Raw genomic sequence first — 13611 nt, 5'->3', positions numbered from 1 at the left:
CTGAGACATAAAGTGCCCTGAATAAACGTCGGATCGCCAGCCCGCGGCCTGCCGATGGCGCGGCTCACTGCAATGTCCGCAACAGGCCAGAACCTGCCACAGCCCCGTTCCGCCCCAGCCCGCATGTCCGGCTCAAAACCGGCCTCTGACGGTCTCGCATCCAGGATGCAGGGCTCATGCCCCATACACCGCTTTCGTCGGGTATCTTGTGTCAGGTGGCAAACACTGGAGCGCGCCGCGTTCGACCGCAGTCACGCGGGCACGCTCAAACTGCCTGGTTCCGCACGTTCAAGGAGCTCAAAAGCGGGTCCCGCTTTTGAGCAACATGCTCTAGCCGAGCGCGTCCTCGGTGCCTGCGTCCTCTTCGGTGTCGTCGGCGCGGTCGGCGATCCACGCGACCGAGACCACCTCCTCGCCCTTGCCGGTGTCGAACACCCGCACGCCGCCCGCGCTGCGCGAGCGGAAGGAAATACCCATCACAGGCACGCGGATCGATTGCCCGCGCGAGGTGGCGAGCATGATCTGGTCTTCCGCGCTCACCGGGAAGGACGCCACGACCGGACCGCCGCGCATGGCGCGGTCGATGGCCGCCACGCCCATGCCGCCGCGCCCGCGCACGGGGTAGTCGTGGCTCGATGACAGCTTGCCGGTGCCGCGCGCGGTGATCGTCAGGATCAGGTTCTCGGCGGCCTGCATCTCGGAAAAACGGGTGGCGTCAATCGCCGCCCCGGCATCGCCCTCGTCCTCGCCCGTTTCGTCATCGGGGGCCCCGGCCGCGGCGCGGCGCATCTTGAGATAGGCGGCGCGCTGGTCCGCCGTGGCCTCGAAATGGCGGATCACGGACATCGACACGACGCGGTCCTCGCCCATCAGGCGGATGCCGCGCACACCGGTGGATTTGCGGCCCTTGAAGACGCGCACATCGGTGACGGGAAAGCGGATCGCGCGACCGGAATCGGTGACCAGCATCACGTCGTCATCGGGGGTGCAGATGCGCGCGTTGACCATCTCGACGCCCTCGGGCAGGTCCATCGCGATCTTGCCGTTGCGTTTCACGTTGGTGAAATCCGACAGCGCGTTGCGCCGCACGTCGCCCGCCGAGGTGGCGAACACGATTTGCAGGCCGTCCCACTCCTCCTCGGTGCGGTCCACCGGCATGATCGCGGCGATCGAGACGCCGGTGGGGATCGGCAGGATGTTGACGATCGCCTTGCCGCGCGAGGTGCGCTGCCCGAGCGGCAGGCGCCATGTCTTCAGCTTGTAGACCATGCCGTCGGTGGTGAAGACCAGAAGCGGCGTGTGGGTGTTGGCGACAAACAGCGAGGTGACCACGTCCTCGTCCTTGGTGGACATGCTGCTGAGGCCCTTGCCGCCACGCTTCTGGGCGCGGAAATCGGTCAGCGCGGTGCGTTTGACATAGCCGCCCTGGGTGACGGTGACGACCATGTCCTCGCGCTCGATGAGGTCCTCGTCCTCCATGTCGCCGGACCAGTCGACGATCTCGGTGCGGCGGGGCACGGCGAATTGCTCGCGCACCTCGCGCAGCTCGTCCGAGATGATCCGCATGATCCGCTCGCGCGAGGCGAGGATGGCGAGGTAATCCTTGATCTTGCCGGCAAGCTCCTGAAGCTCGTCTGTGACCTCGCGCACGCCGAGCTGCGTCAGGCGTTGCAGGCGCAGGTCGAGGATGGCGCGGGCCTGCGTCTCGGAGAGGTTGTAGGTGCCGTCCTCGTTGGCGCGGTGGCTGGGATCGTCGATCAGCGCGATGTATTCGAGGATGTCGCCGGCGGGCCAGCGCCGCTCCATCAGCTTGTGCCGCGCCTCGGCGGCGTCGGCGGAGGCGCGGATGGTGGCCACCACCTCGTCCACGTTGCTGACGGCGACGGCGAGACCGCAGAGCACATGCGCCCGCTCGCGCGCGCGGCGCAGGTCATGGGCGGTGCGGCGTGCGACCACCTCTTCGCGGAACTGCACGAAGAGCGACAGGAAGCGGTGCAGGGTCAACTGTTCGGGCTTGCCGCCGTTCAATGCCAGCATGTTGCAGCCGAACGAGGTCTGCATCGGCGTGAAGCGGAACAATTGGTTGAGCACCACATCCGGTGTTGCGTCGCGCTTGAGTTCGACCACCACGCGCACGCCGTTGCGGTCGCTTTCGTCCTGCACATGGGCGATGCCCTCGATGCGCTTTTCGCGGGCGGCCTCGGCGATCTTTTCGATCATGCTGGCCTTGTTGACCTGGTAGGGCACCTCGTCGATGACGATGGCGTAACGGTCCTTGCGCAGTTCCTCGGTGCGGGTGCGCGCGCGGATGATGACGCTGCCGCGCCCCTCCAGATACGCCTTGCGCGCGCCCGACCGGCCAAGCATCAGCCCGCCGGTGGGAAAATCCGGGCCGGGGACGTAGCGGATCAGATCCTCGGTCCCGAGATCGGGGTTGTCGATCAGCGCCAGCGTCGCGTCCACCACCTCGCCCAGATTGTGCGGCGGAATGTTGGTGGCCATGCCGACGGCGATGCCGCCCGCGCCGTTGACCAGCATGTTGGGAAAGCGCGCGGGCAGGACGGTGGGCTCGCGGTCCTTGCCGTCGTAATTGTCCTGGAAATCGACAGTCTCTTTCTCGATATCGGCCAGCAGGAAGGATGCGGGCTTGTCCATGCGCACTTCGGTATAGCGCATGGCCGCCGCGTTATCGCCGTCCATCGAGCCGAAATTGCCCTGACCGTCCAGGAGCGGCAGGGACATCGAGAAATCCTGTGCCATGCGCACCAGCGCATCGTAGATCGCGCTGTCGCCGTGCGGGTGATACTTGCCCATGACGTCGCCCACGGCGCGGGCGGACTTGCGATACGGCTTGTCGTGGGTATTGCCGCCCTCGTGCATGGCGTAGAGGATGCGCCGGTGCACAGGTTTCAGGCCGTCGCGCAGATCGGGGATCGCGCGGCTGACGATCACGCTCATCGCGTAATCGAGATAGGAGGTCTTCATCTCGTGCGTGATCGAGACCTGCGGGCCGCCGGGCGCGGGCGCTGTTTCGTCAGGATTTTCAGGGGGTTGAGGCGTATCGCTCACGTTTTTGACCGTCCTGTGACATGCGCAAGATATTGTTGGAGCATCTATATCAGAGCCATGATGTGGGGTGCAATGGGGCAGGAACCGGGCGAGTGGCAGCCGTCGATCACGAGTGATAACATATTGTTTTTATTGAAAAGTAATTCCCCCGTGGCAAACTGGTCCCGTCAGGCAGTGACAGGAGCAGAGACATGGAGATGACCGAGACGGAAATGATGCTGAAGGGTTATGGGCTGACCACGGCGGAATTCTTCTACCGGATGCCCGATTATCGGAATGTGCTCAACAGCTACCTGTGGCAGGAGTACGATCTTGCCCCCGATCACCCGAAACTGTTCGAATTCATCGAGTTCTGGCAGCGCGAGATCGACGGGCCGTTGCATTCGGTGCGCTTCAGCCACCGCAAGCTGATCGCGCCGGGGGAATGGCGCAACGTCACCGGCGAATTCACGCTGCATTGAGGGGCCGGGTCGGGGGCCGGGTTGGGGGCCAGCCCCCAAACCCCCGGAGTATTTTGCCCAAGAAGAAGGTATGAAGAAGGTATCAGGAGTGCGCGGGCGGGCGGCTGCGGGCAATTAGCTGTTGAAATCGGGGGGGTGTCCTGCTGTTACTGCGCGTCAGCCCGCAACCCCGGTGAGGACGACACCCGCCCATGAGCCCCGACCAGATATTCGTCCTGCTCCTGCTGCTCGGGGTCTTCCTGTGTTTTTTCAAGGAGCTGTTCCCGCCCTCGGTGACGGCGCTCGGCGCGTCGGCGGTGCTGCTGGCCACCGGCATCATCGAGACCGAGGCGTTCCTGGGCGTGTTCGGCTCGGAGGCGCCGATCACCATCGCCATGATGTTCGTCATCTCCGCGGCGCTGGAGCGCACCGGTGTGCTCGAGATCATCGGCGGATGGCTGCGCAAGCAGGCGCAGGGCAGCTACCTGCGGGCGCTGTTCCTGATGATGGCGGCGACGATGACGGCCTCGGCCTTCATGAACAACACGCCGGTGGTGATCCTGCTCGCGCCGGTGATGATCTCGGTGGGCGCGTCGATGGGGGTGAGTTCCTCGCGGTTGCTCATCCCGCTGAGCTATGCCGCGATCTTTGGCGGCACGCTGACGCTGGTGGGCACCTCGACCAACATCCTGATGAGCGGGGTGGCGCGCGATGCCGGGCAGCCGGCGCTGACCATGTTCGAGATGACGCTGCCGGGGCTGGTGCTGGCCACGGTGGGGGTGATCTACATGGCGTTTGCCGGGCGGTTCCTGCTGCCCGACCGGGTCTCGCTGGCGGGGATGATGGGGCAGGAGGGCAAGCGCAAGTTCCTCGCCCGGCTGCTGATTCCGCACGAGTCGCGCTATATCGGCAAGAAGCTGGAGGATTTGCCGTTCAACCGCGCCGGGGCGCGCGTCCTCGACGTGGTGCGCGGCGAGGTGTCGATGCGCCGCCACCTGCGCGAGCTGGTTCTGGAATCCGGTGACCGGGTGGTGATCAAGACCGACACGGGCGAAATCCTGGGGCTGAAGGAAAACGGCGAGATCGAGTTCCGCGGCATGGATGACAGCGGCTTCGAGCCGGTCACCGCCGAGCGCACGGTGACGATGGAGGCCAGCGTCGGGCCCCATTCGCACCTGCGGGGGCGGCCCATCAAGGATCTCAAGCTGCGCCGCAAATACGGCGTCTACCTGATGGCTGTCCACCGGCAGGAGCAGAACATCAGCCGCGACCTGCCCGAGGTGCGGCTGCAATTCGCCGACACGGTACTGCTGGAAGGGCCGCCCGAGGGGCTGCGGCGGCTGATGGAGGATGGCGGCATCGTCAACCTCACCGAGCCCGCCGACCAGGCGATGCGCCGCTCCAAGGCGCCCATCGCCATCGCCACCATCGTGGCGGTCATGTTCCTCGCCGCGCTGGGCGTCATGCCCATCGCCGGGCTCGCCGTGATCGGCGCCGTGGTGGTGATGGTGACGGGGTGTGTCGAGGCGGACGAGGCGTTCGACGCCATCGACTGGCCGATCCTGTTCCTGATCTTCGGGATGCTGGGCATGAGTCTGGGGTTACAGGAGACCGGTGCCGCCAAGCTGATCGTCGAGAACATGGTGGGGCTGATGCAGGGCCTGGGGCCGCTGGCGGTGCTGGCGGCGGTCTATGTGCTGACCAACCTGCTGACCGAGATGGTGACCAACAACGCCGTGGCGATCCTCGTCGGGCCCATCGTGATCGCGCTGGCCATCGAGCTGGGTTATGATCCGCGCCCGTTCATCATCGCGGTGATGTTCGCCGCCTCGGCGAGTTTCGCCACACCCATCGGCTATCAGACCAACACCTTCGTCTATGGCGCGGGGGGCTACAAGTTCCGCGACTTCCTGGTGGTGGGCCTGCCGCTCAACCTGCTTTACGCGGTGGTGGCGGTGCTGGTGATCCCGCTGTTCTTTCCGTTCTGAGGAGCGCGCGCGATGATGCCCTCGCCGGTGCCGCTGAGCCGTGACCTGGTCCTTGTGGGGGGCGGGCATGCCCACGCGCTGGTGTTGCGCATGTGGGGGATGGAGCCGCTGCCCGGCGCGCGGTTGACGGTGATCGATCCGAACCCGGTGGCCCCCTATTCGGGGATGCTGCCGGGGATGGTGGCGGGGCATTACCGGCAGCGCGACCTGGAGATCGACCTGGTGCGGCTGGCGCGGTTCGCGGGCGCGCGGCTGATCGTGGGCGCGGCCTGCGGGATCGATGCGGGCGCGCGGCGGATCACGCTGGGGGACGGGCGCGAGATCGGCTATGACGTGGCCTCGGTGGATGTGGGCGTGCACGCGCGGATGCCGGGCCTGCCGGGCTTTGCCGAGCATGGGCTGGCGGTGAAGCCGTTGGGCCCGTTCGCCGCGCGCTGGGAGGCGTTCGTGGCCGAGGTGGCGGCGGGGCGAGAGGCCCCCGGGGCGGCGGTGATCGGCGGCGGCATTGCCGGGGTCGAGGTGGCGCTGGCGATGGCGCACCGGCTGCGGCAGGCGGCCGGCCGGGCGGATGTGAGCCTGATCGAGCGCGCGCCGCAGATCGCGCCCGGGGGACCGGTGCTGCGCCCGCGGCTGATGCGCGCGCTGGCCGATATGGGCGTGCGCGTCCGCACCGGCGCGCGGGTGGCGGAGGTGCGGTCGGATGCGGTGCTGCTTGAGGGGGGCGAGGCGGTGCCCGCGCGGCTGACCGTCGGCGCGGCCGGGGCGCGGGCGCATGAGTGGCTGGCGCAAACCGGCCTGCCGGTGACGCAGGACGGCTTTGTGCGCGTCGCAGCCGACATGCGGGTGGAGGGGCAGGACGCGCTTTTCGCCGTGGGCGACTGCGCGCATCTCGGCCATGCGCCGCGGCCCAAGGCCGGTGTCTTTGCCGTGCGTGTGGCCCCGGTGCTGCGCGACAACCTGCGTGCGGTGCTTTGTGGCGGGCAGACGCGGGCGTTCCGGCCGCAGCGCGACTATCTCAAGCTGGTATCGCTGGGCGAGCGGCGGGCGGTGGCCGAGAAGCTGGGGATCGCCTTTTCCGGGCGGCTGCTGTGGCGCTGGAAGGACCGGATCGACCGCGCCTTCATGGACAAGTTCGACCCGTTGCCGCAGATGCGCGCGGAGCCGCTGCCGCGCCTGCGCGCGCTGTCCGGGGAGGTGGACGACGAGCCGATGTGCGGCGGGTGCGGGGCCAAGGTGGCACCCGAGGTGCTGCGCGGTGCCATCGCCGGGCCGGGCGACGACGCCGCCGTGATCGAGACGGGGGGGGTGCGTCAGGTGCTGAGCACCGATCACCTTCGCGCGTTCACCGAAGATCACGGGCTGATGGCGCGGATCGCGGCGCTGCACGCGCTGGGCGATATCTGGGCGATGGGGGCGCGGCCGCAGGCGGCGCTGGTGTCGGTGACGCTGCCGCGCATGAGCGAGGCATTGCAGGCGCGCAGCATGACCGAGATCATGGCGGGTGCGCGCGCGGCGCTGGCGCCCGCCGGGGCGCAGATTGTCGGCGGCCATTCGAGCATGGGGGCGGAGGCGAGCATCGGGTTCGCCCTGACCGGGATCGTCGAGGGGGAGGCGATCACGCTCGCGGGTGGGCGCCCGGGCGATGCGCTGATCCTGACGCGGCCGATCGGGTCCGGCACGCTGCTGGCCGCCGATATGCGGGGAGTGGCCGAGGGCCGCGACATCGTGGCGCTGTTCAATCGGCTGGTGGAGCCGCAGGGGGATGCGGCGGCACTCCTGTCGGGGGCGCATGCGATGACCGACGTCACCGGGTTCGGGCTGGCCGGGCACCTGCGCAATATGTGCCGCGAGTCCGGCGTGGCGGCGTGGATCGACCCGGAGGCGGTGCCGCCGATGCCGGGGGCGGAGGCGCTGGCCGCGCGCGGCCTGCGTTCGACCATCTGGGCGGCCAACCGCCGCGCGGCGCCGGTGGCGGGGCTGGGCGAGGGGGGGCGCGCGGCGCTCATGCACGATCCGCAGACGGCGGGGGGACTGCTGGCCGCAGTGGCGGCGGGCGAGGCCGATGCGCTGGTGGCGCGACTGCGGGAGGCCGGTCACGGGGCTGCGCGGATCGGCGGGATCGAGGACGGGGTGCCGGGTGCGGTGCGCTGTGGGGCGGTGGCGGGATGAGGTGCGCCGCTTTTGGCCTGGAGGGGACATTGCAGTGAGCCGCGCCATCGCATGTCCGCGGGCAGGCGATCTGACGGTTCTTCAGTGCACTTTATGTCTGCTTTCCCGCAAAACATGCAATCGGCGCGCTGGCTGAGCCACATCGCCTGTCCGTCACGCCAAAGGCGTGCCGACTGTATCGGCGCACCTTTGGTGCGACGGGGCGGACATGCGATGGCGCGGCGGCCTTCGGCCTTGATTCCGCGCCGGAGACAAGCACCCAACGACCGCAACAGGCCATTCGCACCGTCCTGGTCGCCCGTCGCCCCGCCTGCTAGAAATCCCCGCCCGCGCCTTGCTGCCACGGTTTCACGAGGTTGCCGAAGCGGGTGAACTGGTCCTCGAAACTCAGCTCGATCGTGCCGATGGGGCCGTGGCGCTGCTTGCCGATGATGACCTCGGCCTTGCCGGTGAGGCGGCTCATCGCCTCCTGCCACTCGGCCATCTTGTCGAGCTCGTGGTCGCCCGGCTTCTCGCGTTCCTTGTAATAGACCTCGCGGAACACGAACATCACCACGTCGGCGTCCTGCTCGATCGAGCCCGACTCGCGCAGGTCCGACAGTTGCGGGCGCTTGTCCTCGCGGCTCTCCACCTGGCGCGAGAGCTGCGACAGGGCGAGCACGGGGATGTCGAGCTCCTTGGCGATGGCCTTGAGGCCCATGGAAATCTCGCCGATCTCCTGCACGCGGTTGTCGGCGGTGCCGCGCACGAGCTGGAGGTAGTCCACGATCAGCAGGTCGAGCCCGTGGGTGCGCTTTAGCCGGCGGGCGCGCGCCGCGAGTTGCGAGATCGGGATGGCGGCGGTGTCGTCGATGAAGAGCGGACAGGATTCGAGATCCTTGGCCGCGTCGACGAAGCGGCGGAATTCGCCCTCGTCCATATCGCCGCGGCGGATCTTGTGCGAGGGGATTTCCGAGGCCTCCGACAGGATGCGGCTGGCCAGTTGCTCGGCCGACATTTCGAGCGAGAAGAAGCCCACCACGCCGCCATCCACCGCGCCCTGCGTGCCGTCGGGCAGGGTGCCGCGGCGGAACGCGCGGGCGATGTTGAAGGCGATGTTGGTGGCGAGCGAGGTCTTGCCCATCGACGGCCGCCCGGCGAGGATCAAGAGGTCCGAGCGGTGCAGGCCGCCGAGCTTGGTGTCCATGTCGTCGAGCCCGGTGGCAAGCCCGGCAAGCCCGCCGTCGCGCTGATACGCGGCGTTGGCCACGTCCACGGCGTCCTTGACCGCCCGAAGGAAGCTCTGGAAGCCGGTGTCGGACTTGCCCTGTTCGGCCAGGTTGTAGAGCTTCTGCTCGGCCTCGACGATCTGGTCGCCCGGCTCGCTGCCGATCTCGACGCGGGCCGCACGGGCGGCGATGTCGTGGCCCAATCCGATCAGCTCGCGGCGGATGGCGAGATCGTAGATCATCTGCGCGTAGTCGCGCGCGGCATAGGTCGAGATCGCCGCGCCCGCGAGATTCACGAGATAGGCCGGGCCGCCGAGTTCCCTGAGCCCCTCGTCGTCCTCGAGAAAGGCGCGCAGTGTCACCGGCGAGGCCAGCGCGTTGCGCGTGATCCGCGCCGCCGCGGTTTCGAAGACGCGGGCATGGACGGGGTCGTAGAAATGCTGCGGCCCGATGATGGCCGCCACGCGGTCGTAGATATCATTGTTGGTCAGGATCGCGCCGAGAAGCTGCTGCTCGGCCTCGATGGAGTGGGGCACACTGTCGGCGGCCTCGATCCCGGCCCCGGTCGGGTTAAAGACGCTGACCTCGTTCATGCCGATGCTGACCTCGTGTTTCCTGATTTGCGCCCTTGCCGGGTTCTACGCCAAAGCCCGCGCGCGCGCCACATGGACAAGGCTGTGGACGGAGGCGTGGATAACCGGATCGACGCCCCGCCCGCGCGATGCCCGGCCCCGTATCCTGCGTCGGCGTGTGCCGACCCTACCACATCTGGACGCGGTTTTCGATTCGATGGGCGGGTTATCCACCGTTTTCCGGGATGGATTTATTTCTTGTTGTCTTGCTGCCACTTACGCGGATCGCGCAGGAAACCCTCGACCTGATCGAGCGTGGCGGTATCGAACGCGCCTTGCGCGCGCGCCTCTGCCAGCACGTCCCACCACGTGCAGAGGTGGTGCAGCGCGACGCCGTGATCGCCGAGCGTGCGCTCGGTCTCGGGGAAGATGCCGTAGTAGAAGATCACGCCCGTATGCGCGCAGGTGGCCCCCGTTTCGCGGATGGCATCGACGAAGCTGAGTTTCGAGCCGCCATCGGTGGTGAGGTCTTCGACCAGCAGCACGCGCTGCCCCTCGGTCATCGCGCCTTCGATGCGGGCACCCCGCCCGTAGCCCTTGGGTTTCTTGCGCACATAGGTCATCGGCAGGGCCATGCGCTCGGCCACGAACGCGGCAAAGGGAATGCCCGCCGTCTCGCCGCCCGCGATATTGTCGAACGCCTCGAACCCTGCCTCGCGCATCACGGTGACGGTGAGGAAATCCATCAGGGTGCTGCGGATGCGCGGGTAGCTGATCAGTTTGCGGCAGTCGATATAGGTGGGCGAGGGCAGGCCGGAGGCGAGTATGAAGGGCGTGTCCGCGTTGAAATGCACCGCGCCGATTTCGAGCAGCATCCGGGCGGTGAGGCGGGCGATTTCGTCCTTGGGCGGGTAGGTGGCGGGGATCATGGCGTGGTCCTTGGGTCTGGCGGTGCGCCGAAGAGATGCGATGCCTCCGGCGGGGATATTTCGGGCAAGATGAAGATCAGTCCACCCGCCAATGCAGGGGAAAGCCGGGGTCGAACACGGTGACGGGGCCGTCGCCGGTGTCGATCCTGGGCGGGTAGGCGACCGGGTCGCCCCTGGTCAGGGTCATGTGAGCCTCGTTGGGCGGCAGGCCGTAGAAGGCGGGCCCGTGAAGCGAGGTGAAGCCCTCGAGCCTTTTCAGGGCGTTTTCTTCCTCGAAGACATGGGCGAGAATCGACATGGTGTTGGGCGCGGTGAAGCAGCCCGCGCAGCCGCAGGCGCTTTCCTTCAGGGGGTCGATATGCGGTGCGCTGTCGGTGCCGAGGAAAAAGCGCGCGTCGCCCGAGGTGGCGGCCGCGCGCAGGGCAAGGCGGTGCGTCTCGCGCTTGGCCACGGGCAGGCAGTAGTAATGCGGCCTGATCCCGCCGACGAGGATATGGTTGCGGTTGATCACGAGGTGATGGGTGGTGATCGTGGCGGCGAGGTCGCGATCCTGCGAGGTGACATAGTCCACGGCATCGGAGGTGGTCACATGCTCCATCACCACGCGCAGCCCCGGCGTAGCGCGGCGGACGGGGTCGAGCACGCGGTCGATGAACGCGGCCTCGCGGTCGAAGATGTCCACCTCCGGGTCGGTCACCTCGCCATGCACGCAGAGCGGCAGGCCGATCTCGGCCATTTTGTCCAGCACGCCGCGCACGCGGTCGAAATCGCGCACGCCGGAGGCGGAATTGGTGGTGGCACCCGCCGGGTAGAGCTTGACCGCCGAGATGAGGCCCGACGCATGGGCGGCGGTAACGTCGTCCGGGTCGGTCTCTTCGGTCAGGTAGAGCGTCATCAGCGGGGTGAAATCCATCCCCCCGGGCAGGGCGGCCATGATCCGGTCGCGATAGGCGCGGGCGTCAGCGGAGGTGACCACCGGTGGCACGAGGTTGGGCATGACGATGGCGCGGGCAAAGTGACGGGCACTTTGCGGCAGAACGGCGTCGAGCATCGCGCCGTCGCGCAGGTGCAGGTGCCAGTCATCGGGGCGGCGGATGGTGAGGCTCTCGGTCATGGCCAGAGCGCATACACAATCGCGTCCGGCTGCGCCAGTGCTAGCCGTCCTGCACGTCGAGCCGGGCGCGCGCCTTGCTCAGCGCGTTGCGGTAGCGCGGGCCGCCGCGTTTGCGCGCCAGCACGTTCTCGCAGAAGAGCACGGTGAGTGCGTCGCGCTGCTCGCCTGCCAGCCGGCGCAGCAGCGCGAACAGGTAGCCCTGTTCGTCGCGGCGCTTGCGCCAGAGCTGCGCGAGGCTACGGCGGGTGAGCCTGCCCGCGCTGAGCTGTGCCAGCATGCGCTGCAGCAGGCCCATCTGCGCCAGCGTCTCCTCGATGGAATAGCCGAGATGGCGGGTGCGGAAGCGCAACACGTTGGCGCGGTTGAACAGCGCCGAGTGCATCGCGTCGAACTCGACCTCGGGGTCGTAGAGCAGCACGGCCGTGTCGGCGGCGTCGAGCATGTCGGGCGCGTAGCCGTAGCGGTCGGTGAACGAGGTGCGGCGCATGGCAAGGTAGCGGTCGTCCCACTCGGCGACGCGCGGGTCGAGCGTGGCCTGCGGGCGCAGCATCAGCACCTTTGCGCCCGGTGCCGCCACCGAGAACGCGGCGGCGGCGTAGCCGCAGGCCCCCGCGCCGTAGAAGATCACCTGCTCGAACTCGTCGAAGAAGCCGTCGTCGATCAGCCGGTCGAAATAGCCGTAGACGCGGGCGTCGCGGAACCAGGTGTCGCCGCGGCTCAGAAGGCACATATGCGACCAGCCGAGCGCGTCGAGCATCGTCCAGCCGAACGGCTGGCCCTTGTCGGAGATGTCCTCGATCCGGTCGAAGTTTTCGAAGGTGACGAGCAGCACCGGCTTGCGTTCGCAGAACAGCGCCGCGTGGTTCGCACCCAGTGGCTGCATGTAGCCGTCATCGCCCACCGCCGCCTCGGCGCGGTCGAGCCAGCCCTGCCAGTCCTGCCCCAGGAGATCGGCACCGGTGATGTCGCTGTTGTCCTGCATCCGCTTCGACCTTGTCTGTCACTCACTGCCCCGTGGCGGGTCTGCGGCCCGCTTCGAGCCTGGAAAATGCTGGTGGATTGGGGCGAAACTTGGGAAAATCCGCGGGCTTTCTGCGCGGTTGTCCGCGCGTGCGCGCCCTTGACCGCCCGGGCCGCACCATGCAGTCCTGTGGGGCGTGAGACAGTCGGAGGTCAGGCCAGGTGAACATCCCCCCATCCATCGGCGCGGTGCAGGACATGCTGGCGGCGCAGAACTACATCTGCGGGCGCGCGCTCGGCACGGTGACCTATCTCGCGCTCACCCTTGGCCGGCCGCTGTTCCTCGAGGGCGAGGCGGGCACCGGCAAGACCGAGATCGCCAAGGCCATCGCCGCCGGGCTCGGGCGGCGGCTCATTCGGTTGCAATGCTACGAGGGGCTGGATGCGGCGAGCGCTGTCTATGAATGGAATTTCGCCGAACAGATGATCGCCATCCGCACCGCCGAGGCGGCGGGCGGCGTGGATCGCGGGCATCTCAAGGATGAGCTTTTCACCGAGGAATACCTCGTCGAGCGCCCGCTCCTGCAGGCGATGCGCCCGCAATCGGGCGGTGCGCCGGTGCTGCTGATCGACGAGATCGACCGCACCGACGAGCCCTTCGAGGCGTTCCTGCTGGAGGCGCTCTCGGATTTTCAGGTGACGATCCCGGAGCTGGGCACGATCCACGCCCCCGAGCCGCCGATCGTGATCCTGACCTCGAACCGCACCCGCGAGGTGCATGACGCCTTGAAGCGGCGCTGTCTCTATCACTGGGTGGATTACCCCACGTTCGAGCGCGAGATCGAGATATTGCAGGCCCGCGCGCCCGAGGCGGCAGAACAGCTCAGCCGCGAGGTGGTGGCTTTCGTTCAGGCCCTGCGCACCGAGGATCTGTTCAAGAAACCGGGCGTGGCCGAGACCATCGACTGGGCCAAATGCCTGCTGGCGCTCGATGTGATCAGCCTCAGCCCCGAGGTGATCGCCGACACGCTGGGCGCGATCCTGAAATATCAGGACGACATCGCCCGCATGCAGGGCTCCGAGGCCAAGCGCATTCTCGACGAGGTGCGCAGCACGCTGGCACCCGCCTGATGTTTCTTTTTGGTCGAAATACTCCGGGGGT

At 67.7% G+C, this 13611-nt stretch carries 9 protein-coding genes; 4 read left to right on the top strand and 5 right to left on the bottom strand.

What is annotated here, in order from left to right; all coding sequences use genetic code 11:
* Positions 1–330: 330 nt before the first annotated feature.
* Positions 331–3069, bottom strand: a complete 2739-nt coding sequence (gyrA, locus tag ACFFU4_RS07000) for a DNA gyrase subunit A (protein WP_377068469.1) — start codon at positions 3067–3069, stop codon at positions 331–333.
* A 191-nt stretch (positions 3070–3260) separates the two neighbouring features.
* On the opposite strand from gyrA, the gene ACFFU4_RS06995 reads away from it, so the two are divergent.
* The 3 genes from ACFFU4_RS06995 to ACFFU4_RS06985 all read left to right on the top strand — a co-directional run bounded on the left by ACFFU4_RS06995 (position 3261) and on the right by ACFFU4_RS06985 (position 7666).
* On the top strand, positions 3261–3530 hold the full coding sequence (locus ACFFU4_RS06995; protein WP_377068467.1) for an usg protein: 270 nt from the start codon (positions 3261–3263) through the stop codon (positions 3528–3530).
* A 191-nt stretch (positions 3531–3721) separates the two neighbouring features.
* Positions 3722–5497 carry an SLC13 family permease gene (locus tag ACFFU4_RS06990; protein WP_377068465.1) on the top strand — a complete coding sequence of 592 codons (1776 nt, stop codon included), beginning with the start codon at positions 3722–3724 and terminating at the stop codon, positions 5495–5497.
* A 12-nt stretch (positions 5498–5509) separates the two neighbouring features.
* Positions 5510–7666: a slr1591 family oxidoreductase gene (locus ACFFU4_RS06985; RefSeq protein ID WP_377068463.1), complete on the top strand. Its 2157-nt coding sequence runs from the start codon at positions 5510–5512 to the stop codon at positions 7664–7666.
* 313 nt (positions 7667–7979) lie between these two features.
* Here the strand turns inward: ACFFU4_RS06985 and ACFFU4_RS06980 are convergent, their stop codons facing one another.
* The 4 genes from ACFFU4_RS06980 to ACFFU4_RS06965 all read right to left on the bottom strand — a co-directional run bounded on the left by ACFFU4_RS06980 (position 7980) and on the right by ACFFU4_RS06965 (position 12471).
* Entirely contained in the window at positions 7980–9467 is a 1488-nt protein-coding gene (locus ACFFU4_RS06980) for a replicative DNA helicase (protein WP_377068461.1), read from the bottom strand.
* 230 nt (positions 9468–9697) lie between these two features.
* Positions 9698–10375 carry an orotate phosphoribosyltransferase gene (locus tag ACFFU4_RS06975; RefSeq protein WP_377068459.1) on the bottom strand — a complete coding sequence of 226 codons (678 nt, stop codon included), beginning with the start codon at positions 10373–10375 and terminating at the stop codon, positions 9698–9700.
* A 76-nt stretch (positions 10376–10451) separates the two neighbouring features.
* Complete coding sequence (gene pyrC, locus ACFFU4_RS06970) at positions 10452–11489, bottom strand: dihydroorotase (protein ID WP_377068457.1); 1038 nt, start codon at positions 11487–11489, stop codon at positions 10452–10454.
* Positions 11490–11529: 40 nt separating this feature from the next.
* Complete coding sequence (locus ACFFU4_RS06965) at positions 11530–12471, bottom strand: P-loop NTPase family protein (RefSeq protein ID WP_377068455.1); 942 nt, start codon at positions 12469–12471, stop codon at positions 11530–11532.
* Between the two features lie 200 nt (positions 12472–12671).
* Between ACFFU4_RS06965 and ACFFU4_RS06960 the strand changes: the two genes are divergently transcribed.
* The gene (locus tag ACFFU4_RS06960) at positions 12672–13580 is read left to right on the top strand and encodes an AAA family ATPase (protein WP_377068453.1); all 909 of its coding nucleotides are present in this window, start codon (positions 12672–12674) and stop codon (positions 13578–13580) included.
* Positions 13581–13611: the final 31 nt, after the last annotated feature.

The sequence above is a fragment of the Roseovarius ramblicola genome (assembly GCF_042430665.1).
GTDB classification, from domain to species: Bacteria; Pseudomonadota; Alphaproteobacteria; order Rhodobacterales; family Rhodobacteraceae; genus Roseovarius; species Roseovarius ramblicola.
Note: the sequence above shows the minus strand (reverse complement) of the source record. Positions and strands in the feature narration are given on the sequence as shown.